At 69.1% G+C, this 21697-nt stretch carries 21 protein-coding genes; 7 read left to right on the forward strand and 14 right to left on the reverse strand.

Annotation, left to right across the window (positions count from 1 at the left end; genetic code table 11):
* Positions 1–90: 90 nt before the first annotated feature.
* The 3 genes from ACZ7OI_RS44115 to ACZ7OI_RS44125 form a co-directional block, all read right to left on the reverse strand.
* Complete coding sequence (locus tag ACZ7OI_RS44115) at positions 91–1221, reverse strand: hypothetical protein (RefSeq protein ID WP_470270059.1); 1131 nt, start codon at positions 1219–1221, stop codon at positions 91–93.
* A gap of 393 nt (positions 1222–1614) precedes the next feature.
* Positions 1615–2304: an alpha/beta fold hydrolase gene (locus ACZ7OI_RS44120; RefSeq protein ID WP_470270060.1), complete on the reverse strand. Its 690-nt coding sequence runs from the start codon at positions 2302–2304 to the stop codon at positions 1615–1617.
* 85 nt (positions 2305–2389) lie between these two features.
* Entirely contained in the window at positions 2390–3154 is a 765-nt protein-coding gene (locus ACZ7OI_RS44125; RefSeq protein WP_470270061.1) for an AraC family transcriptional regulator, read from the reverse strand.
* Positions 3155–3239: 85 nt separating this feature from the next.
* On the opposite strand from ACZ7OI_RS44125, the gene ACZ7OI_RS44130 reads away from it, so the two are divergent.
* Positions 3240–4004: a sulfite exporter TauE/SafE family protein gene (locus ACZ7OI_RS44130; RefSeq protein ID WP_470270062.1), complete on the forward strand. Its 765-nt coding sequence runs from the start codon at positions 3240–3242 to the stop codon at positions 4002–4004.
* Here ACZ7OI_RS44130 and ACZ7OI_RS44135 read toward each other — a convergent pair.
* Positions 3997–4353 carry an ArsC/Spx/MgsR family protein gene (locus tag ACZ7OI_RS44135; protein ID WP_116206788.1) on the reverse strand — a complete coding sequence of 119 codons (357 nt, stop codon included), beginning with the start codon at positions 4351–4353 and terminating at the stop codon, positions 3997–3999. The genes ACZ7OI_RS44130 and ACZ7OI_RS44135 overlap by 8 nt on opposite strands.
* Before the next feature lie 106 nt (positions 4354–4459).
* Between ACZ7OI_RS44135 and ACZ7OI_RS44140 the strand changes: the two genes are divergently transcribed.
* Positions 4460–4993, forward strand: coding sequence for a GNAT family N-acetyltransferase (locus ACZ7OI_RS44140; protein WP_470270063.1), 534 nt, complete (start codon positions 4460–4462; stop codon positions 4991–4993).
* 557 nt (positions 4994–5550) lie between these two features.
* Here the strand turns inward: ACZ7OI_RS44140 and ACZ7OI_RS44145 are convergent.
* Positions 5551–6186 carry an FMN-dependent NADH-azoreductase gene (locus tag ACZ7OI_RS44145; RefSeq protein WP_470270064.1) on the reverse strand — a complete coding sequence of 212 codons (636 nt, stop codon included), beginning with the start codon at positions 6184–6186 and terminating at the stop codon, positions 5551–5553.
* 84 nt (positions 6187–6270) lie between these two features.
* Here ACZ7OI_RS44145 and ACZ7OI_RS44150 point away from each other — a divergent pair, with 84 nt between their 5' ends.
* A complete protein-coding gene (locus ACZ7OI_RS44150; protein ID WP_470270065.1) occupies positions 6271–6747 on the forward strand; it encodes a MarR family winged helix-turn-helix transcriptional regulator in 477 nt (158 codons plus the stop codon).
* A 19-nt stretch (positions 6748–6766) separates the two neighbouring features.
* Positions 6767–8356, forward strand: a complete 1590-nt coding sequence (locus tag ACZ7OI_RS44155; RefSeq protein WP_470270066.1) for a DNA polymerase domain-containing protein — start codon at positions 6767–6769, stop codon at positions 8354–8356.
* On the opposite strand, the gene ACZ7OI_RS44160 is transcribed toward ACZ7OI_RS44155, so the two are convergent.
* Positions 8247–9647 carry an MFS transporter gene (locus ACZ7OI_RS44160; RefSeq protein WP_470270067.1) on the reverse strand — a complete coding sequence of 467 codons (1401 nt, stop codon included), beginning with the start codon at positions 9645–9647 and terminating at the stop codon, positions 8247–8249. The two genes, ACZ7OI_RS44155 and ACZ7OI_RS44160, sit on opposite strands and share 110 nt — an antisense overlap.
* Before the next feature lie 91 nt (positions 9648–9738).
* Entirely contained in the window at positions 9739–10299 is a 561-nt protein-coding gene (locus tag ACZ7OI_RS44165; RefSeq protein ID WP_470270068.1) for a helix-turn-helix domain-containing protein, read from the reverse strand.
* Between the two features lie 42 nt (positions 10300–10341).
* Here ACZ7OI_RS44165 and ACZ7OI_RS44170 point away from each other — a divergent pair, with 42 nt between their 5' ends.
* Positions 10342–10863 (forward strand): GNAT family N-acetyltransferase, encoded by a 522-nt coding sequence (locus tag ACZ7OI_RS44170; RefSeq protein WP_470270069.1) that lies wholly within the window; start codon positions 10342–10344, stop codon positions 10861–10863.
* On the opposite strand, the gene ACZ7OI_RS44175 is transcribed toward ACZ7OI_RS44170, so the two are convergent.
* From ACZ7OI_RS44175 to ACZ7OI_RS44190, 4 genes are all read right to left on the reverse strand, one after another.
* Positions 10860–11849: a hypothetical protein gene (locus ACZ7OI_RS44175; protein WP_470270070.1), complete on the reverse strand. Its 990-nt coding sequence runs from the start codon at positions 11847–11849 to the stop codon at positions 10860–10862. The genes ACZ7OI_RS44170 and ACZ7OI_RS44175 overlap by 4 nt on opposite strands.
* On the reverse strand, positions 11846–12409 hold the full coding sequence (locus ACZ7OI_RS44180) for a hypothetical protein (RefSeq protein WP_470270071.1): 564 nt from the start codon (positions 12407–12409) through the stop codon (positions 11846–11848). Before ACZ7OI_RS44180 ends, ACZ7OI_RS44175 begins: the two co-directional genes overlap by 4 nt.
* A gap of 67 nt (positions 12410–12476) precedes the next feature.
* The gene (locus ACZ7OI_RS44185) at positions 12477–13316 is read right to left on the reverse strand and encodes an MBL fold metallo-hydrolase (RefSeq protein ID WP_470270072.1); all 840 of its coding nucleotides are present in this window, start codon (positions 13314–13316) and stop codon (positions 12477–12479) included.
* Positions 13313–14689 (reverse strand): APC family permease, encoded by a 1377-nt coding sequence (locus tag ACZ7OI_RS44190; protein ID WP_470270073.1) that lies wholly within the window; start codon positions 14687–14689, stop codon positions 13313–13315. The genes ACZ7OI_RS44185 and ACZ7OI_RS44190 overlap by 4 nt, the downstream gene beginning before the upstream one ends.
* A gap of 182 nt (positions 14690–14871) precedes the next feature.
* Here ACZ7OI_RS44190 and kynU point away from each other — a divergent pair, with 182 nt between their 5' ends.
* Complete coding sequence (gene kynU / locus ACZ7OI_RS44195; RefSeq protein ID WP_470270074.1) at positions 14872–16170, forward strand: kynureninase; 1299 nt, start codon at positions 14872–14874, stop codon at positions 16168–16170.
* Here the strand turns inward: kynU and ACZ7OI_RS44200 are convergent.
* Both ACZ7OI_RS44200 and ACZ7OI_RS44205 read right to left on the reverse strand, forming a co-directional pair.
* On the reverse strand, positions 16145–16441 hold the full coding sequence (locus tag ACZ7OI_RS44200; protein ID WP_470270075.1) for a DUF6204 family protein: 297 nt from the start codon (positions 16439–16441) through the stop codon (positions 16145–16147). The genes kynU and ACZ7OI_RS44200 overlap by 26 nt on opposite strands.
* 1 nt (position 16442) lies before the next feature.
* Positions 16443–17078 carry a TetR/AcrR family transcriptional regulator gene (locus ACZ7OI_RS44205; protein ID WP_470270076.1) on the reverse strand — a complete coding sequence of 212 codons (636 nt, stop codon included), beginning with the start codon at positions 17076–17078 and terminating at the stop codon, positions 16443–16445.
* A 117-nt stretch (positions 17079–17195) separates the two neighbouring features.
* On the opposite strand from ACZ7OI_RS44205, the gene ACZ7OI_RS44210 reads away from it, so the two are divergent.
* A complete protein-coding gene (locus ACZ7OI_RS44210) occupies positions 17196–20258 on the forward strand; it encodes an AfsR/SARP family transcriptional regulator (protein WP_470270077.1) in 3063 nt (1020 codons plus the stop codon).
* On the opposite strand, the gene ACZ7OI_RS44215 is transcribed toward ACZ7OI_RS44210, so the two are convergent.
* Positions 20208–21644: an MFS transporter gene (locus tag ACZ7OI_RS44215; protein WP_470270078.1), complete on the reverse strand. Its 1437-nt coding sequence runs from the start codon at positions 21642–21644 to the stop codon at positions 20208–20210. The genes ACZ7OI_RS44210 and ACZ7OI_RS44215 overlap by 51 nt on opposite strands.
* Positions 21645–21697 lie beyond the last annotated feature (53 nt).

Consider the following 21697-nt stretch of genomic DNA (forward strand, 5'->3'; position numbering starts at 1 on the left):
GTCCCATAGTGGGCGGACGGGCAGGCGGGCCGTAGTGTCACCGCGCATCGGTGCGCGATGACATTTGTCAGAACCCGGTCATCCGCGACGTCAGCGGGCGGCGTTGAGCTTCGGCCCGATCGCCGCGCCGACGACCACGAGCACCCCGCCGGCGACCAGCAGATACGCGCCGAGGCCGATCAACGACAGATCCTCGTAGAACATCGCGACGATGCCCGCGATGTGGAAAATCAGCAGGAGAGTGGCCCGTCCCGCGAAGACGGTGCGGTACCACCAGAAGTTCGGCTGAGTCAGCTCGCGGCTGCGGATCCCGCTCAGCCAGTAGGCGGACTTCTTGGTGCGCAGCGCGCCGAGCACCCACGGAAGGGTGGCGCCCAGCGTCGCGGCGATCAGGAGGAAGGCGAGGAACCGCACGTACATCGAGGCGAAACTGTCCGAGCCGGACGGCAGCTTGCTGAAGGCGTCGATGAAGCTGACCGACGCGGTTTGGGAGCCGTTGGTGAAGGTGACCCAGGGGATGAAGAGCGCGACGATCTCGAGAATGCCGCCGAGGGCAACCGGAATGGCACCGAGACCGGGGCCAGTGAGCGGCCGGCCTTGAGCCAGGTAGCCCTGGCCGGACTGGGGTGCGGCGTAACCGGCGCCCGGCTGTTGGGGCTGCGGCGGGTAGCCGGGCTGTTGTGCTGGATAACCCTGCTGACCGGGGTAGGCGGCCTGGCCGGGTTGGGGCTGGCCTGGCTGCTGACCGGGGTAGGCGGCTTGCGGCTGACCAGGCTGCTGACCGGAGTAGGGAGCTTGGCCGGGTTGCGGCTGGCCGGAGTAGGGAGCTTGACCGGGTTGCGGCTGACCGGAGTAGGGAGCTTGACCGGGTTGCGGCTGACCCGGCTGCTGACCGGATTGCGGCTGACCGGGTAAGTGGCCTTGGCCCGGCTGCCCGGCCTGTCCTGGGTAGGAGCCCGGTGCGGGCTGCCCCGGGTACTGTCCCGGCTGCCCGGCCTGACCCGGGTACGCGCCCGGCGCGGACTGGCCCGGGTGCTGCTGCGCGGGCTGCCCGTACTGCGGAGACTGCCCAGGCTGCTGCGGATAGCCGGGCTGCCCCGGCTGAGCGCCGGGCTGCTGCGGGTAACCGGCGCCCGGCGGAGGCGCCTGCCATCCCGGCGGGACCGCACCCGGCTCCTGCGGCGTGCCCGGCTGATCCTGTGACCCCCCTGAGGTACTCATGGCCGCCGATGGTAACTGCCGCACCGACGCGATGAACGGCGAAAGCCCGGCTCAGCCATGACGAGTCCGCACAACGGGAACGGACGACTCCCCGAGCGCTGCACAGCGAGGCCGTTGACCAGGCCAATCACCGAAACCCGCCCGGGGAACCACGCGGCCGGACCGCCGAGTCAGCCAGCAATTCAGTTCCGCCGGAGCCGTGCTGCGCGCTCGGTTCGGGGCGCGATCCAGCCGGACCGAGCTCACCGCCACACCCACGCGAACCGGCACCTCGCCCACGCCACGCACGGCCTGGGGGCTGCCCCTCGCGCACCGCCCCGTAAACGGCCGCCGCACCTTCACCCGCGCCACGCCCCTACCCGCGCAGCGCGGACCAGCCTCACTCCCCCAACCTCACCGAGCAGCGCGCAAGATCAGCTCCGCCACCACCTCCGGCTGTGAAACCAGCACCGCGTGCGAAGCGTCCGCTACCTCGACCACCTCCGCCTCCGCGCGTTCCGCCATGAAACGCTGCGCCGCGGGCGGGATGTTCTTGTCCGCAGTCGGGATCAGGCTGTACACCGGCAACCCCTTCCACGCCGGGGCGGGCGACGCCTCGTCCAGGGCCGCGGCGGCGATCGGGCGTTGGCCTGCTGCCATCAGACTGGCCTGCGCGGCGGGGACGTCCGCCGCGAACTGCTGGTGGAACAGATCCTGCCGGACATAAAGGTCGACACCTTCGGGCAGCGTGACCTGCTCCAGCGTCTCCCCCAGGGTCCCGCCAGGGAACTTCCCGGCCAGTTCGCCCGCGCTTTCGCCCTCATCCGGGACGAAGCCCGCGATGTAGACCAGCGCCTGCACGCCGGGGTGGCCCACGGCGGCGGCCGAAATCACCGAACCGCCGTAGGAGTGGCCGACCAGGACGATCGGGCCCTCGATGCTGTCCAGCAAAGACCGCACGTAGGCAGCATCCTCGGCGACTCCGCGCAGCGGGTTCGCCGCCGCGATCACCCGGTGTCCAGCTGCTTGCAGCCGCTCGATCTCCCCGTTCCAGCTGGACGAATCCGCGAACGCGCCGTGCACCAGAACGACAGTGGCAGTCATGGGGGCCTCCTCAGTGAAAGTTCCGAACAAGGACAACAGTACAACTTAGTTGTGCACAATCAAGTTGCACTCAATGAGATCTGGATCACGGCTCGCGGTAGGACCGGGGCGGGGCGCCGAGCAGGCGGCTGAACATCGTGGTGAAGGCGGCCGGGCTTTCGTAGCCGAGGATGACCGCGACGTCCGCCACCGGAAGGTCCGCGGCCAGCAGCGGGAGCGCGTGCAGCACACAGGCCCGCTCCCGCCAGCGGGCGAAGCTCAGGCCCGTTTCGGCGCGGAACAGCCGGTGCAGCGTCCGCTCGCTGACGTGCAACTCGTCCGCCCAGCGCGACGGCGGATCGTGCACATCGGGAGCGTCCGAAAAGGACTGACACAGTGCGCGCAAGCCTTCGTGCCGCGGCCACGGGAGTTCAAGCGGCAACGGAACACAGCGCGAGATCTCGTGCAGCAGAAGGGAAATCAGCGCGGCGTCGCGGCCACGGCGAGGGTATTCCGGGGTGACGTCGACGGCTTCCCGGAGCAATTCCCGCAGCAGGGGCGACACGTCGACGGTCTGGCAGCGGCGCGGGAACCACGGCACGGCAGACGGCTCCAGATAGAGACTGCGCGTGGTCACGTTCATCATCACGACGCTGTGGTCGGTCTCCGGCGGGATCAGCACCGCGCGCCGGGTCGGGACGGTCCACGTTCCGTCGGCCGTTCCGACACGCATGGAACCGGTGGCGCCGTAGAGGAACTGCGCGCGGCGGTGACGGTGCGGTTGCAGGAAGTGGTCCGGCGGGTAGTCCGTGCTGATCGCGAGCACAGCCCGGGGCAGGGCGTCGACCTCGGACAACGGAACGTTGCGCATGCCTCCAGGGTAGATGTCCGAAGCTCGAAAGAACCTGGCGAATCTTCGGATGCGCGCCGCACCCGCACGACCTACCTTGAAGCCAGTGTTGACCTCGATCCTGATTCTTCTGCTCTTCGGCTGCCTGAGCGGCGTGACGACCGTGTTGTTCGGCTTCGGCGGCGGATTCGTCACCGTGCCGGTGGTCGCGGCGGTCACGAGCCGCGGCGACGCGATGCACGTCGCCGTCGCTACGTCCACCGCGGTGATGGTCGTGAACGCGATCAGCGCGACCGTCGTGCAAGCCCGGGCCGGACGTCTCCGGCGCGACTACATCTGGCCGCTCGCCGCGTTCGTCGCGATCGGCGCCGTGGTGGGTTCGGTGGCCGCGACCTATGCCGGGGACGGACTGCTGCGCGTCCTGTTCGTCGCCTACCTAGCAGTGACCATTGTGGACAGTCTGGCGCGCGGCGGATTCCTTAAACCACAAGGGGAACCGAAGCCGTTGAGCACGTTCACGACCACCGCGGGCGGGGTCGGAATCGGCGCGGTGGCGAGCTTCCTCGGGGTGGGCGGCAGCGTCATGACGGTGCCGTTGTTGCGCCGCAGGGGGCTTCCGATGGCTGACGCGGCCGCGATGGCGAACCCGCTCAGCGTGCCCGTCGCGGTGGTGGCGACCGCGGTTTACGCGACGGCGGGCGGCGGGCCGTCGGGATACCTCGACCCGATCGCCGGCGCCGCGCTGCTGGCCGGTTCACTGCCGACGATCGCGCTCGTCCGGCGGGTCGCCGACCGGTTGCCGGACAAGGTGCATGCCGTCGCGTACGTGGTGCTGCTGGCGGCGGCGCTGATCGCCGTGGCGGTCAGCTGAGCACCGACCGGACGGTTTCCTCGTCGCGGGCGACCACCGTGGTGCCGTCGTCGGCGGTGATGATCGGACGCTGGATCAACTCCGGGTGCTCGGCGAGCGCGGCGATCCACCGCGGACGGTCTTCCGGCGTCCGGGTCCAGGATTTCAGCCCGAGTTCACCGGCGATTTTCTCGCCGGTGCGGGTGATGTGCCACGGGTCGAGGCCGAGCCGGTCGAGCACCGCGACGAGTTCCGCCTCGGTCGGCGGGTCCTCCAGATAGCGGCGCACGGTGTACTCCGCGCCTGCCTCGTCGAGCAGCGATACCGCCGAGCGGCACTTGGAACAACGCGGGTTCACCCAGATCTCCACCCGCGCAGTCTAACCCGGTATCGGACGGAGTCCTTGGCGGGCAAGAGTCTTCGGTGCGTCCTGCATCACGTGCCCGGAGCGGGCGGAACGGGCGTACCGTTTGTCCATGACCCTGCCGATTACCACCGAACGTCTCGTGATCCGGGACTGGACGGCTGACGACGCCGAAGCCGCGTTTCAGATCTACGGCTCTTCCGATGTGACGCATTGGCTGACTCCCGCGATGGACCGGGTCGGCGATGCCGCCGCGATGCGGGCGGTGTTGCAGGCCTGGCAGGAGGCTCAGCCGAATTTGATTCCGCCTCGGGGGCGGTGGGCGGTGGAGCGCCGGTCGGACGGGCGGGTCATTGGCGGGCTGGGGATTCGGTTGTTGCCGCCGTATCGGGAGGATTTGGAGCTGAGCTGGCAGTTGCGGCCTGAGGAGTGGGGGCACGGGTACGCGACTGAGGCTGGGCGGGCGTTGGTGGAGTGGGCGTTTTCCCAGGACGGGACGGATGAATTGTTCGCGGTGGCGCGGCCTAGCAATTCGCGGGCTATTGCTACTGCGGAGCGGATTGGGATGCAGTGGGTGGGGGAGACTACTAAGTATTACGAGTTGAGGTTGCAGGTTTATCGGGTTCGGCGGGGGGATGTTGTTTGAGTCTCCGGGTTTCGGCTCGTCGCCTGGCGGCGACGTTGCGCCTGGGTGCGTTGCGTGGGGCACCCCGAAGCCTGATTGTGATGACGGTCTGAGGGTGGTTGTCAAGGCGGGAAGATGCCTTGACAACCACCCTCAGACCGCATTTTGGCTTCGTATCGGGGTGCAGGGCCGGGTGCGGCTGCCTGGATCCGGTGGGTGCGCGGGCTGCGGTTGAGTGGGTGGGCGGGGCTAGCGCCCCAAATCCCGGGCGGGCGGCGGGTGGGCTGTCCGTGAAGGGCCCCTTGAGGGAATCCAAGTACGTGAAGGAGCCCCTCACGTACCGCCGACAGTCGTGAGGGTGGCCCTCACAGACCGCCGGTGGTCCGTGAGGGGAACCCTGGGGGAATCAGCGTCTGTGAAGGTGGCCCTCACAGACCGTGCGTGGTCGTGAAGGAGCCCCTGAGGGAATCTAAGTACGTGAAGGGGCCCTCACGGACCGTCGGTGGTCATGAGGGGAACCCCCAGGGAATCAGAGTCCCCGAGGGTTCCCCTCACGGAATTCTGCCGACCGAGTGCAGTCAGCGAGTGGCGGCGGCGGGGGTCCAGAGGGCGTCGATTTCTCGTTCCGCCGCGGCCAGGCTTTCCTCGGCGTGGGAGCGGAATTCCGCCAGTGCGGGGTTGACGTCCGCCATGGTGAATTCTGCCGTGATGAAGCGCGGTTCCAAACCTGTCAGGGAAAGGCCGTGCGGGAGCCAGCCTTCTGCGTGGTCCCAGCCGTGCCTTGGGGAGCCTTCTCCGTAGCCGCCGCCTCGGGTGGCCAGTACCAGGAGTTCTCGGCCGGCGCTCAGGACTGACGGGTCGTCGCCTGCGGAGGCGATCATGCGGTCTACCCAGGCTTTCACCGAGCTGGGGGCGCCGTAGTTGTAGAGCGGCAGGCCCAGCAGGACGGTGTCCGCGGCCAGTACCTCAGCCGCCAGTTCTTCGCCGATTCGGGCGGCTTCGCGGTGGGCTGCGGTGTGCTGAGCGGAGGGGGTGATGCGGGCTTCCCAGGCCAGTGGGTCCAGGTGCGGGACCGGGTTCGCGGCGAGATCTCGGTAGGTCACCGTCCCTTCTGGGTGGGCTGCTCGCCAGGCCTGAGCAGCACGGGCGCTGAGTTTGCGGCTTACCGAGCGGTCGCCGTTGATGCTGGAGTCGAGGTGCAGCAGGTGTGCCATGTCGATGACCGTCCGTAGATAGTTTGTGTTGGACAAACCATTTATAGCACGGCAGCTACCCGGGGTGTCTCGTAGAATGGACAGATGGCTCCGCTGCCGCTCGTCGCCCAGGCTCCGCGCAGGTCTGGTGCGTTGCTCGAGCACTTCGCGCGACGGATCCGGCTGCGCGCGGAAAGCGTGCTGGCTCCGTTCGGGCTGCGGCCTCGGCATCTGATCGCCCTGACCGTCCTCCAGACCCGCGGTTCCAGCACCCAGCAGTCCCTCGCGCAGATCCTCGAGATGGACAGCACCAACGTCGTCGGCCTGCTCAACGACCTCGAAAACGACCAGCTGATCGAGCGGCGGCGGTCGCCGGAGGACCGCAGGCGGCACGTCGTCGTGTTGACCGAGCGGGGGGCGAAGGAGCTGGCCCGGGCCGAGGCGGCGCTCGCGGCCGTCGAGGACGAGGTTTTCGCGGCGCTTGACCCTGACCAGCGCGAACAGCTCTACAACTTGCTGTTGCAAGCGGCTTCGGGAACGGTCGACAGCAGCTCTTGCGCGAAGGAACCTCCGGCCTGCTGAACGGGGAGGGGGCAGCGAAATGGACGGCGCCGCCGAGCGGCTGGCGAAGTACCGTGCGATGCGCAACTTCGCGAAGACCGACGAGCCGTCTGGTGCGAACGCTCCCCAGGAACCTGGCTACCAGTTCGTCGTGCAGCGGCATCGGGCGCGGCGGAAGCATTACGACTTCCGGCTCGAGCTCGATGGCGTGCTGGTCAGCTGGGCGGTGCCGAAGGGGCCGACGCTCGATCCGAAGGCCCGGCGGATGGCTGTGCACGTGGAGGACCATCCGCTGGAGTACGCCGATTTCGAGGGCGTGATCCCGCACGGCGAGTACGGCGGCGGCGACGTGATCGTGTGGGATCGCGGACGCTGGGAACCGGTCGACACCGATGATCCCGAGCAGGCGCTCGCGGACGGGAACCTGCACTTCGATCTGTTCGGCGAGAAGCTGGCCGGGCGCTTCGTGTTGATCCATCCCAAAAAAGACGGCGATGGGAAGCAGTGGTTTCTGCTGCATAAGCAGGACGACTACGCGACGACGGGCTGGGACGCCGAGGACCATCCGAAGTCGGTGAAAAGCGGGCTCACCAACGACGAGATCGCTGCGGCACCGCCCGCGTTGTGGCGGGGCGATTTGCCTGCGGCCGAGGCGGAAGTGCCGTTGCATCCGGTGTTCGAGCCAGCGCCGGAGGACGAACTGGAGGCGCTGCGAGACCTGGGCAAGCAGGGCACGTGGACAGTCGCTGGGCGGCAGTTGAAGGTCACGAATCTCGACAAGACGTTGATTCCCGGCCGCGAGGGCGAAGAGCCGATCACCAAACGCGAGCTGATCGAGTACTACACCCGGATCGCGCCGACGATGCTCCCCTACCTCGCCGGTCGCGCGCTCAACACCAACCGGTTTCCCGGCGGCGTCGGCAAACCTGGTTTCTGGCACAAGGAAGTGCCCGACCACGCACCGGAATGGCTGCACCGCTGGCATTACGAGGCAGCCGACCCCGGCGACGTGCAGCAGTACCTCGTGCCCTCTGGTGTCGCGGATCTGGCCTGGCTGGCGAATTTCGCCGCGCTGGAGCTGCATGCCTGGACGTCGCGCACGTCCGACGTCGAGCATCCGACCTGGCTGCTGTTCGACATCGACCCCGGATCCGAGACGTCCTTCGACGACGTGCTCGCGCTCGCCCGGCTGCACCGCACCGCGCTCGACCACTTCGGGCTCGTCGGGCGGCCGAAGACAACCGGGCAGCGCGGCATTCAGATCTGGGTTCCGGTCGAGCCGCGGTATACGTATGCCGAGACCCGCGCGTGGGCGGAAACCGTGTCGAAGTCGATCGGCAAGACTGTGCCGGACCTGGTGAGCTGGGCGTGGCACAAGGACCGGCGCGGCGGGCTGGCGCGGCTCGACTACACGCAGAACGTGCTGAACAAAACGCTCGTCGCGCCGTACAGCGTGCGGCCGAAGCCGGGGGCGCCGGTGTCCGTCCCGCTGGAGTGGGACGAACTCGACGACCCCGACCTCACTCCGGATCGGTGGACGATCCGGACGGTTCTCGATCGCGTGGCGAAGGCGGGAGATCCGTTCGCGCAACTGCTGGACGTGCACCAACGCCTGCCGCAGCTGTCGTGAAAATCCCCGCCGCGGCAACGAAAGCGAAGCCGATCAGCAGGTAGCGCGCGGAGGTCACCATCGACGGTCCGCCCACGTTCACCAGCAGACCGGCGATCGACGCGCCGAACGCGGTCGCCATCGTGAGCACGGTCGCGATCGCGGCTGCCGCTTGCTGACCGCTGGCCATCGCGGCGACCGACAGGTGTGGCATGGCGATGCCGATTCCGGTGCCACCAGCGAGAAGCACGACCAGCCACGCCAAGACTGAGGCGTTTTCCTTTTGTAGTAAGGCAAGTACGACGAACGAGAGAGCCAGCAGCGCCGGTCCGGCCAGGCAGAGCAGCCGGACGCGGCGTGCCGACGAACTGACGATCTGCCCCGCGGACCAGCCGAACGACAGCGCGGCGGAGAAGAATCCCGCTGCGGCAGGCGGCAATCCGCCGAGATGCTGACCGAACAGCGGCAGGAACGATTCCACCGACACCCCGGCCGCGAGGCACATGATGGTCAGGTAGATCCACCTCAGCGACGAGCCGGGCTCGTAGGTCGCGGCGGGCAGCACCCGGATCGCGGCGCGCTTCTCGACGAGCAGAAACGCCGCGATGAAACCGAATCCCAGCACGATGAACGCGGCCATCGCGACGACGTTCGTCAAGATTCCGGCGACGCTCACCGCCCCGACCGCTCCCACGACGGCCACCAGCGCGAAGGTCGGCACCGGGGCCGTCTCGCCGCTTCGTTCACTGCGCGGAAGCGCCCGCGGTACCAGCGCCGCGATCACGACCGCCGCGACCGCCAGCACGACAAACGCCACCCGCCACGAACCGAACTGCGCGAACAGCCCGCCGAGCGCCGGGCCGACGAGGTTGCCGACGCCGAACATCGCCGAGATCAACGCACTCCCCCGCGCCCACAACTGCCGTGGCAGCGCCGAATGAATCACCGCGAACCCGAGCCCGGTCAGCAATCCCGCGCCCAATCCCTGCACCCCGCGACCGGCCAGCAGCACCGGCATCGCCGGGCTCGCCGCGCACACCACCGAGCCCGCCGCGAAAACGCCGAACCCGAGGTAGTACGCCGCCGCGTTGCCCAGTCGCGCGAGCGCCCGGCTGACGAACATCGTCGCGACGACCTGCGCGACGAGAAACGCCGTCATGTTCCAGGCGTAGAGCCGTTCCCCGCCGATGTCGATGACCGCGGTCGGTAAAAGGCTTGCCGCCACATAGATGTTGACCGCGCCGACGAGCACACCGCCGGCCAGCACGACCGCCGTGCTGAAGTGCGCTCCCAATTCGCGCCACGAACCCACTCGCTTCTCCTCCCGGATGCTGTTGCGATCGCATCATCTCCGGGCGGGAGACCCCGGTAATCAGACAAATCAGGCGTTACCTGCGCCACATTCAGCGTTTGGTGAGCACCACCAGATAGCGGCACGGCTGGGTCCCGGGGTTCTCGTACGCGCAGTCGACCGGGCGGCCCAGCTGGAGACAGTCGCCTTCGGACAGTTCGTGCACCACTTCGCCTTCGTGGAAGCGCAATTGGCCGGACAGCACCCAGATCTGATGGTCGGCGAAGGCGTAGGACACCGCCGGGAAACCGGCTTTCGCCCCGGGCGGCAGGTCGATTTCCACGAGTTCGGTCGCCCCGCGCACTGGCGGCGAGACCGCGCGGCGCACGTAGCCGGTGACCGGGTCCTGCCAGGTCGCTTGATCCTCCCGGCGAGCGAGACGGCGGTCGTCGTCGCCCTCCGCACGAGCCACCAGCTCGGACAGCGAGAGCCCGAGCGCGGCGGCGAGCCTGCTGAGCAGCACGGCCGTCGGCTGAGCCTCGCCGCGTTCGATTTTCCCGATCATGGCACGGGAAACACCGGAACGTTCGGCGAGTGTGCCTGCCGAAAGCTCGCGGCCCTGGCGGGCTTCGCGCACCGCCGCGGCGAGCGAAGCGGAGAGGGGATCGGTCACAGCTATCGACTATAGCAGCGGATCGTGTCTACTATCGTGAACATGTTGATCCGACCTGCCGAGGAACGGGACGCCGAAGCCTGCGCGGCGATCTACGCGCCGTACGTCCGGGAAACCGCGATCACCTTCGAGACCGAACCGCCGACCCCGACGGAAATGGCCGCCCGCATCGCGAAGGCGACGAAGTCGTACGCGTGGCTGGTGCTGGAAATCGACGGCTCAGTGGTCGGCTACGCGTATGGCAGCCCGTACAAGGAGCGCGCTGCTTACCGTTGGTCGTGCGAGGTGAGCGTCTACCTGGCCCAGGGCCGCCGACGCGCGGGTGGCGGAAAAGCCTTGTACGAAGCCCTTTTCGCCCGCCTGGCCGAACGCGGCTTGCGGACGGCGGTGGCCGGGATGACCCAGCCGAACGAACCCAGTGTCGGGCTTCACAAAGCGATGGGCTTCGAACTGATCGGAACCTGGCGCAAGATCGGCTGGAAACACGGTGCCTGGCGCGACGTCACCTGGATGCAACGCGAACTCGCGCCCACCTCGGACGCCGCCCCAGCGGAACCGCGCTAGTCCACCCCGAGATCCAGTTCCTCGATGTCGTGCTCCAGCCTGGCCCGCCAGGACCACTTCGGTTCCGTCCAGTCGGTGTCCGACGGCGGCGGCTCCCCCAGCGGCAGCGCCGGATCGACCACGCCGTGCGTCACCCGGTAGGCCAGCGCCGACGTCGCCGCGCGGATCCACTTGTCCCCCGCCGCTCCCGAAGGAGGCGCCACTCCGAACGCGTGCGTGAACCACACCGGCAGCAACGCGCTCGACCCGATCGCCTCGGTAATCCGCTCGCGCAGCCGGGAATGCAGTTCTTCCCAGTCCCGTTCGCATTTCTCGATCTGCGGCAGCACCCGGGTCCGCGTCACCTCGTCCGCGGCCAGAAGCTGTTGCGCCGCTTCGGCATCCTGCCGCGCGGCGGGCAACTGACGATCCAGCACACCACGCCGGCGAGCGACCACTTCGGACAGTCGCGACTCCGCGTCGTCCCGTTCCGGCGTGCCGCGCTCGGCTGTCGCCAGCACCTCCAGCACGCCGATCAACGCCACTTCGCTCTGCGCCAACGCTTCCAGCGCCTGAGGAAGCCGCGCGACGTCCTCTTCGTGCGGTCGGCGCTGGCTCGGCGTGAGCAGCTGCGCGGCGAGACTGTGCCGCCGTTCCGCCTCGGCGGCGAGCTGTCGCAGCCGCGGGCCGACGTCGTCCAGGTCGACTACCGGAACCTTCTCCGACACCCGCACCGCGCGTTCGAGCACCAGCAACCGCTGCCGGAGCCGTTCGAGCTGCCGGGCGGTGTGGTCCAGCCGCGTTTCGTGCCGGGAATGCGTTTCGGTGAACGACTCGATTGTCTCGCGCAGCTCGGAAAGGTCGCGTACGGTGCGGCTTTCCAGATCGTCGACGGTCTCTTGCATGCCGCCGACGGTGTCGGTGAGAGCAACGAGTTCCGGATCGGCCTCCGGGCCCTCCTCGGCCGGGTAGTACTCGGTGTCGCGGTAGTACTCGGAGTAGGTCACCGCGCCTCCTGCACCAGAAACGCCACGGTCGCCACCGTGGCGAGCGCCGCCAGAACGACCATGATCGGCTGGACGCTCGGCCCGGCCCCGATGAGCGCGACCGCGGTGAAGATCGCCGCCAAGGCTCCGCTGTACGCGGCCCGCTGCCGCCGGTTGACCATCAGCGGCGTCGGCCCGAGCGGTCCGAACGCGATCCGCAAGCCAGCGCCCAGCAAGGGCAGCGCGAGCAGCAGCCAGACCGCGTTGAGCGCGCCGAACAGCATCATCGCGCCGCTCACCATCCCGACCGCGACCGGCGCGACCGCGAGGTACAGCGTCGTCCGCTGCACCTTGCCGCGCTTGGCTTCCAGCCGGGCGAGGCGCACCTGCTCGACGGCGGCGTCGACCTCTTTCTCGGTGCTCAGCAGCGCCTCCGCCCGCTCGACCAAGGCGTCGAGCGTCTGCGTGCGTTCGTCGTCCGCCTGGTCCGGCAGCTGCGCCAGACCCGCGCGAAGCTCACGGCGGAGCGCGGACGCGCGCGCCATCACGTGGTCGCGCTGGTCCTCGGCAGGCGTAGTCACCTCGCCACTGTAGGTACGAAACGCACCGAACCCGGGGACCGACGCGACTTCGGGCCAGCGCGTCCGGTCAAAGCCGCAGCAAGTCCCGGCCGACGACCACCGCGCCGTCGAACCCGGCAGCGGCGTGCTCGCGCCAGACCTCGTCGGGAATGTCCGCATCAGTCGGGACGAAATGCGACAGCACGAGAGTCCCGACGCCCGCCTCCTTGGCGAGCGCACCGACCCGCTCGACGCTCGTGTGGCTCGCCAGCAGATGGTCCCGCAGCGTCGTGCCGTTGTAATGGCTCACCATGGCGTCGACCGCGGGGACGTACATGACCTCGTGCACCAGCACATCCGCACCGGCAGCGAGCCGCACCAGGTTCTCGCACGGCGCGGTGTCGCCGGAGATCACGATGGACCGGTCCGCGGTGTCCACGCGATAGGCGAAGGCGTCGACGATCGGCGGGTGGTCCACGCGGGCCGCGGTGATCCGCACGTTCTCGTCCTCGAAGACCACGCCGTCCGCCGAGACCTCGCGCGGATCGAGCAGTCGATCCAGCGGGCGCAAACCCTCGTCGCCGACCCGGGTGTCGATGTCGAAGCGGCTCATCGCGAGGAAATGCCTGGTCATCTCCGCAAGAGGCGGCGGCCCGAACGCGGGGACCCGCCGTTCCAGGTTGGCCGCCCAGGCCAGCAGGTAGAGGTTTCCGTAATCGGCGTTGTGGTCGGAGTGGTGATGGGTGATGCCGACCGCGCGCAGCGAGTCCAGCTTGAGTCCCGCCTGCACCAACTGCCGGGCGACGCCGTTGCCGCAGTCGATCACATAGGTGGCGTCGTTGACGACGATCGCCTGGGCCGGAGCGCTCCGGGTGCGTTTCGGAGCGGGGCCGCCCGCCGTGCCGAGGAGGATGAGCTGCGTGGTCATACACACTCGCTTTCGAGGTTGAGCGGAGCAGGGACAGTTCGCGACCGACGGGCCAGCCACACCCCGGCGCCCAGCACGCTCCAGGCGGCCAGTGCGAGGAGCGCGGGCAGGGTGATCTGCTTGAGCAGCAACCAAGTCTGCCCGCCCAGGATCGCGACGCCGAGCACGGACAGCACGGCGTGCGACGTCCGGCGCATCCGGAACGGAGCTGCCGCGTGCAGTTCCGGACGCAGCCGGCGCACCCGCCACGACGCGATGATCAGCAAGGTCAGCAACGGCCCGGTGACGATCGACGTCATGGCCGCGATGTTCGCGACGCTGAAGCCGGCGAGCACCGGGACCACGCCGATCAGGTAGAGGATCGCCAGCAGCCAGTGCGGGGTGCCGAACCTGCGGTTCACCGCGCCGAGGCCGGCGGGCAGCCAGCCGTCGCCGGTCGCGGCGAGCACGGGTTTCGTCGCGGCCAGCAGCAGCGAATTGATGTGGCCGATCACCGACGCCATCGCGCCGCCGAGGATGAAGAACGCGAAACCGCCCGGAGACAGAATGTGGCGGGCGACGTCGGACATCGGCTTGCCCGCGGACGCCTCCGCCCCGAGCACCCCCACCGACGGGATCGCCACGATCACGTAGATCACCGCCGCGACGAGAGTGCCGCCGACGACGGAGAGCGGGATGTCGCGTCCCGGCCGCTTCATCTCCCCGCCGATGTCGGCGATGAGAAAGGCGCCCGTGGTGGCGAAGGTCAGCATGGCCGCCGCGTTGAGCAAGCCGCCGATCCCGTGCGGGGTCAGGTTCCCGAACTCGCTCCACCGCACCTGTCCCGCTCCGGCGATCCCGTACAGCAGGAAGGCTGCGAGCATGACGACCGCGAGCACGATGCCGACCCGGCTGGAGAACGTCGCGCCCGCCAGGTTCGTCAGGAAGAACACCGTGATCAGAGCGATCGCCAGCGGCCGGACCGGAACTCCCGGCACGAGCGCGCTGACGTAGTTCGCCCCGGCCAGCGCCATCAGGCTGAGCTGGATCACCGACACGGCGGACAACCACATCGACGCGAATCCGGCGGCGGGCGAGACCAGCCGCGCGGCGTAGGCGTAGCGGCCGCCGGTGACCGGCATCGCGCTGCCGAGAGAGGCGATCGGCAGCGAATAGACGATCACCGCGAGCGCCGCGAGGGCGAAGGCGATCGGTGCGCCGGCGCCGGTCAGCGCGATGGCGGTGCCCATCAGCGCGACGACCCCGCCGCCGACTACCTGGTGAAACGAGACTCCGACGGCTTGGAAGAGGGAGATGCTTCGCTTGAGGTTCGCGTCCGCGGGTTCGGTCGGCATCGTGATCACTGCCTTCTGCTGGCCGTTGTCGATCGGCACAGCGTGACCCACTCCGCGGCGGTGCGGAAATACCGAATGCCCGCCGTGGCATAGCCGTTCGGCAATACCGGCGGAGATAGCCGGACAGGCATGGGAACGAGCGAATCAGGCATTGGACGGGCATGACGTCCGGCAAGAACGATGAGGAGCCCGCGTTTCTCCTCCGACTTTGTGGAGCTCCCATGACTGTGGCCCTCGGCGAGGCCGCTGCCCGCGATCTCGACGCCCAGGACCCGTTGCCGACGTCGCGGGCGCAGTTCCACGTCCCGCCCGCGACCGGCGGCGGCTACGGCGAGACGGCCTACTTCGCCGGGAACTCCCTGGGCCTGCAGCCATTCGCGACCCGAGCCGCACTGGACGCGGAGCTTGCCGACTGGGCCCGGCTGGGCGTCGAGGGACATAGCGAGGCCGAGCGTCCGTGGGTCTCGTACCACCAGCAGTTGCGCGATCCGGCGGCGCGGCTCGTCGGTGCGCGGCCTGCCGAGGTCGTGATGATGAACTCGCTGACGGTCAACCTGCACCTGATGATGGTCAGCTTCTATCGGCCGACCCCGGAGCGGCACGCGATCCTCATCGAGGACACCGCCTTTCCCTCCGACAGCTACGCGGTCCGCAGCCAGGTCGCGTTCCACGGTTTCGACCCGGACGAGGCTGTCATCCGGCTTTCGCCGCGCCCCGGGGAATCGACGTTGCGCAGCGAGGACGTCGTCGGCTGGCTAGCTGAGCACGGGCACCGGGTCGCGCTCGTTCTGCTGGGCGGGGTCAACTACTACAGCGGGGAATTCCTCGACATCCCGGCGATCACCCGCGCCGGGCACGCCGCCGGAGCGGTCGTCGGCTGGGATCTCGCGCACGCGGCGGGCAATGTGCCGCTGCGGCTGCACGACTGGGGCGTCGATTGGGCTGCCTGGTGCACCTACAAATATCTCAACAGCGGACCGGGTGCGATCGCCGGCGCGTTCGTGCACGAGCGGCATCTCGCGGACCGTTCGCTGCCGAAGCTGGCCGGATGGTGGAGCACCGACCCGGACGTGCGGTTCCGGATGCATCCGACGGTGGCCCCGGTCGATTCCGCCGACTCGTGGCAGCTGTCGAACCCGCCGATCCTCGCGATGGCTCCCGTACGAGCCGCGCTGGAGATGTTCGACGCGGTAGGCATGGATGCTTTGCGCGCCAAGAGCATCCGGCTGACCGGATACCTCGAGACGCTGCTCGACGAGGTCTGTGCGGGGCGTCCGACGGAGGTGCTCACGCCGCGCGATCCGGACCGCCGGGGTGCGCAGCTTTCCGTCCGGCTGCACGGTTTGGACGCCGATGCCGTCAGCGCCGCGCTGCGCGCCCAGCACGGAGTCATCGCGGACGCCCGCCGCCCCGACGTCATCCGCCTCGCGCCCGTGCCGATGTACTCCACCTTCCACGACTGCTGGCGCGCGGCGACCGCGCTGGCGGACGTCGTCAGCGTTTCTTGCGCCGGATCTTGATCGCGCGCAAATCGGTGACCGCGTAGTTCAGGTCCCGATACGGCAGTCCGTGCTCGGCCAACGCGGCGGTCGCGCCGTCTTTGGCCGCGCGTTCGTCGTCCTCCGGACCGGCCGGGACCTGGCAGCGGAAGGTGAACGCCGTCGCGTTGACGTCGTAGCTGAACGTGCCTTCCTCGGTGAAGGCGACGTCGGTCTTGGCCTCCAGCAAGGCACGGGCACTCTCGTCGAGAGCGTCGAATTTGCCGCGGATGATCACGCGGAACGCGTCCATGTCAGGCGTCCTTCCGGGTCGCATAGGTCAGTACTTGGTCGCTGAGCAGGCCTTCTACCGCGTCGAGGAGCGTCAACGCCGTCTCCGCGATGTCGTCCGGCCGCTCTCCGGCGACGGTGCGTTTGCCGATCTCGCCGTACAGCAGGCTGTGCACCCAGCCGATCTGCGCGGCGACCAGCCCGGGTACCGGATCGTCCTGCGCCGCACCGGTTTCCGCGGTCAGCAGGTCGGCGAGTTCGGCGACCATCTGCTGGCCGAGCTCCTGCAGCCGAGCGGCGAGCGTGGGCGCGGCCAGCATCATCGGCAGCACCCGGCCGAACCCCGGGCTCAGCCCGATCGTCCGCGAGCGCTGCCGGATCTCGTCGCGCAGACGGTCCAGCACCGCGCGCGCCGCGGACACCCCTCGCCCGCGCGCTTGCACGATCTCGGCCAGCCGGCCCGCCGACGCTTCCGACGGCGGCAGCACCAGGTCTTCCTTGACGCGGAAGTGGTTGTAGACCGTGTTGACCGCGACGTCGGAAGCCTCCGCCACCTCGGCGATCGTCACCGCGTCGAATCCGCGCTCGACGAACATCCGCAACGCGGTTTCCGCGATGCGCCGCACCGTCTCCTGCTTCTTCCGTTCCCGAAGTCCCACGCCGAAGAGTGAAGCAGACTCCAAACTTGGTGTCGACTCCATTTTTATCTCCGAATCTCCTGGATATCGGGGAGATCCCGGAGGACGGACGGCCGCCGGCGCGGCATCATCGACGAGGTGCGGATCGGCTTGCTGGGCCCGCTGGAGGTCCGGAACGACGACGGTGCCGCAGTCGAGATCACCGGTGCCCGATTGCGGACGCTGCTGAGCGCCCTCGCGCTGGAGCCCGGCCGGGTCGTCTCGGCCGGGCGGCTCGTCGACGCCGTCTGGGGGACGCGTCCGCCGGCCACGGCCAACGCGTTGCAGGCGCTCGTCTCTCGACTTCGCCGGGCCGGGACGCGGCTCGATTCCACGCCGTCCGGCTACCGGCTGCCCGAGGCGACCGTGGACGCGGCACGGTTCGAGGAGCTGGTCGCCGCGGCCAGAACAGCACCCGACGAGAAGCGCGTCGTGCTGCTGCGCGAGGCGCTCGGCCTGTGGCGCGGTCCGGCGCTCGGCGACGTCTCCGACGCGCAGTTCTTCCAGAGCCACATCGTGCGGCTCAACGAACTGCGGCTTTCCGCCACCGAGGAGTACGCCGAGGCCGTCCTCCGGCTGGGACACGGCGCGGATCTCGCCGAAGAGCTCACGAGGCTGCTGGCCGAACATCCGCTGCGCGAACGGCTGGCCGCGGCGTTGATGCTCGCACTGCAAGCCGCCGGACGACCGGCCGAAGCCCTCCGGGTGTTCGCGCGGATCCGGACGGCGCTGGCGGAGGAACTCGGCACCGACCCGGCACCCGAATTGTCCGCCGCACACACCAAAATCCTCCGCGAAACGGTGGCCGACGAGGACGAAGCACGCACGAACCTGCGAGCCGGGCTGACCAGTTTCGTCGGTCGCGACACCGAGGTCGCCCGCGTGGCGAAGCTGGTCGGCGAGTACCGGCTCACCACGCTGACCGGGCCTGGCGGAGCCGGAAAGACCCGGCTGGCCACGGAAACCGGGCGGCATCTGCTGTCCGGACGCAACGACGTGTGGTTTGTCGAATTGGCCCCGATCGGGAGTGGTGCGGACGTCCCGCAGGCCGTGCTCGACGCGCTGGGCCTGCGTGAGCAGATGTATCCCGGGGCGCTCGCCGCCGGCACTCCGCGCGAGCGGGCGGCAAGGGCGCTGCGCGACCGGGACGCAGTGCTGGTTCTCGACAATTGCGAGCACGTCATCGAGGCCGCCGCGGAACTGGCCGAACATCTGCTCGGCGAATGCCCGCGGCTGCGCATTCTCGCGACCAGCCGGGAACCGCTGGCAGTGACCGGCGAAGCGCTCTGGCCGGTCGAACCGCTGACGCTGCCCGCCGAAAACACGACACCCGCCGAAGCGATGTCGTGCGCCTCGGTGCGGCTGCTGGCCGACCGCGCCGCTGCCGTGCGGCCGGGATTCACGGTCGACGAGTCCACTGTGGACGACGTGGTGCGGATCTGCCGGGCGCTCGACGGAATGCCCCTCGCAGTCGAACTCGCCGCGGCCCGGCTCCGGTCGCTGACGGTGTCGCAGCTGGCCGCCCGTCTCGATGACCGGTTCCGCCTGCTCACCGCGGGCAGCCGGACCGCGCTGCCTCGGCACCGCACGCTGCGCGCGGTGGTCGACTGGAGCTGGGACCTGCTGGAACCGGACGAACGACAGCTGCTGCGCCGGTTGTCGGTGTTCTCCGGCGGCGCGACCGCCGATGCCGCGGAAGCGGTCTGCGGAGGTACGTCTGAGCTGCTCAGCGCGTTAGTCGACAAATCGCTGCTGACCGTTTCCGGGGACGCCGAGCCGCGCTACCGGATGCTCGAGACGATCAAAGCGTACGGCCTGGAACAGCTCGCGGTCGCCGACGAACGCGAGGAACTGCGTCAGGCGCACGCCGAGTGGTTCGCCCGCTTCGCCGAGACCGGCGACAAATACCTGCGCCGCGCCGAGCAGATCGAATGGCTGGCCCGCTTCGCCGCCGAGCACGGCAACCTGATCTCGGCGGCACGCGGTGCCATTGCCGCCCGCGAAGCCTCGACATCGTTGCGGCTGGCGACGTCGTGCGCGTGGTTCTGGATGCTGACCGGGCACAAAACGGAGGCGCAGGAACTGACCGAGGCGGCACTGGCGTTGCCCGGCGAGGTGGACCGCGAACTGCGCGCGATGGGGTACGCGATGGCCGCGTTGTTGCTGACCATCGGGATGAGCACCGAAACCGCCGCCGACGACTTGGGCCGCAAAGCACTCGAACTCAGCCGCGACAGCAAGAATCCTTTGCTGCGGTCCATCATTCCGGTGTTCACCTACCCCGAGGACAGCGACACTGTCGAGTCCACATTGGACGAGTTGCTGGCCGACGAGGACCCGTGGCTGCGCGCCCACGCCCGGCTGCACCGGGCGCGGACTCAGCTGAACCTCCGGCACGACTCGGCCGCGCAGGAAGCCGACATCCGCGAGGCCGTCCGGCAGTTCCGGCTGTGCGGGGAACGCTGGGGAATGTCGCTGGCGCTGAACAGCCTGGCCGAGGTCGTCGGCCGGCGCGGCGAACTGGAGGAAGCCGTTTCGTGCTACGAAGAATCGATCCAAGTCGTCTCGGAACTCGGTCTGGCCGAAGACGTCCTGTTCGTCCGCGGACGGCAAGCGCACCTGTTCTGGCAACTCGGCGACGAGGCAGCCGCGACGGCCGCGGTAGCCGCGGCCGAACGCGACGCGCGGAGTGTGCCGTTCCCTGACTCGCTCGCGTTTCTGGCCCAGACGAAAGCCGATCTGGCGCGCTGGCGGGGAGAGCTGGCGGAAGCCCGGCTGGAACTGAACCGCGCCGAAGCGTTGCTGAGCGAAACCGAGCCGCATCCGTTGTTCCGCGCGATGATCCAGCATTCCCACGCCTATCTGGACGCTCAGGCCGGCGACCTGCCCGCGGCCCGAGAACGCCGCCGCGAAGCGCTCGCCTTGGCCGCGGAGGCTGGCGAGGTGCTGTATCTGTCGATCATCCTCGTGGGCATCGCCGACCACGCCCTGCGCGTCGACCGCCCGGTTTCCGCCGCTGACCTTTTGGCCGCCGCACACCGCTTCCTCGGCGGCCCCCACCTTGCCCTGCCTGACGCGACCGCTGTCGAAGCCGCCGTCCAGGCCGAACCGTCAGGCACAATCGACGACCCGGTCGCCCTCGCTTACGACGTCCTCAGCTGAGAAATCCTTGGGAAGCCACCGCAACGCAAGCACCCCCAACCCCGCACAAAGCACCGCCGCAACACCCATCGCGACATGCAACCCAGTCACCACAGCCCCCTTCTCCGCCACCGCACCCTCCGGTGCCAGCAACCGGAAGACAAACGCCGCCACCGAACCCAGCAACGCGATCCCCAGCGCGTGGCCGATCTCGTTGGCCGTCTCGCTGATCGCTCCCGCCGAACCAGCCCGGTCCGCCGGGACCGCGCCGACCGCCGTGTCCGCGACGAGCGAGAACGAGATCCCGTAGCCGAAGCCGGCGACCACCGTCGAGGCGACGAACCATCCGGCCCCGCCGGTGACGGTGGTCGCCAGCAGCAGCGCCAGCCCAAGCGCGATCGCGAAATGGCAGGTCACCAAGGCCGCCCGGCTCCCGATCCGCGCCGAGAACGCCGGGGTGAGCACGCACGTCGCGGTCAGGACGACAGCGCCCGGAAGCGCGAGCAGCGCGGCGTGGAGCACGGACAACCCCAGCACCGACTGGAGGTAGACCCCGGTCAGATACGCCGCCGCCGACCACGCGAACAGGGACAGCACCCCGGTGATCACCGCGACGGTGAACACCTTCTCGCGGAACAGACTCACGTCGAGCAGCGGATACTCCAACGTCCGCTGCCGCAGCACGAACCACGTCAGCACCCCCGCCCCGACGACGCCCGAGAACGCCACCGGCCAAGAAGGACCGTAGGCGGCGAATTCCTTGACGGCGTAGACCGTCAGCAGCAATCCGCCCGCGGACAAAGCGATGCTGAGCAGATCGACCTTGCCCGGCCGAGTCGTCCTGGCTTCCCGGAGCACCACCGGCGCGGCCGCGAGGAACACCGCGACGACCGGCAGATTGACCAGAAACACCGACCCCCAGCCGAATCGGCTCAGCAGCAGCCCGCCGAGAATCGGGCCGATCGCGAACCCCGCGGCGAACGTCGCGGCGAAGATCCCGATCGCCCTGGCCCGCCGCCGCGGCTCGGGGAACAGCTCGCTGAGCACCGCGAGCCCCGAGGGCAACAGCGTGGCACCGCCCAGCCCCATCAGCACGCGACAGCCGATGAGCCATTCCGGCGCGGGCGCGAACGCAGCGCCAGCAGACCCCGCCCCGAAGACCGCGACCCCGATCATCAGCAGTTTGAGCCGCCCGTACCGGTCGCCGAGGCTGCCGAACGCGATGAGCAGCGAGCCGACCGCGAACCCGTAGCTGTCGAGGATCCACAGGGCCTGCTCGGCGGTCGGGTCGAGGGCGCGGGTGATGGTCGGCATGGTCAGGAACAGGATCGAACCGTCCATCGAGACCAGCAGGACCGGTCCGAGCACCACGAGCAGTCCCAGCCAGGCACGGCGAGTTTCCGTCATGCCCCCGATCCTCGGAACCCGCGGCCCGCCTCGGCCAGCACCGGCGATGAGTA

Source organism: Amycolatopsis sp. NPDC114503, from assembly GCF_055633655.1.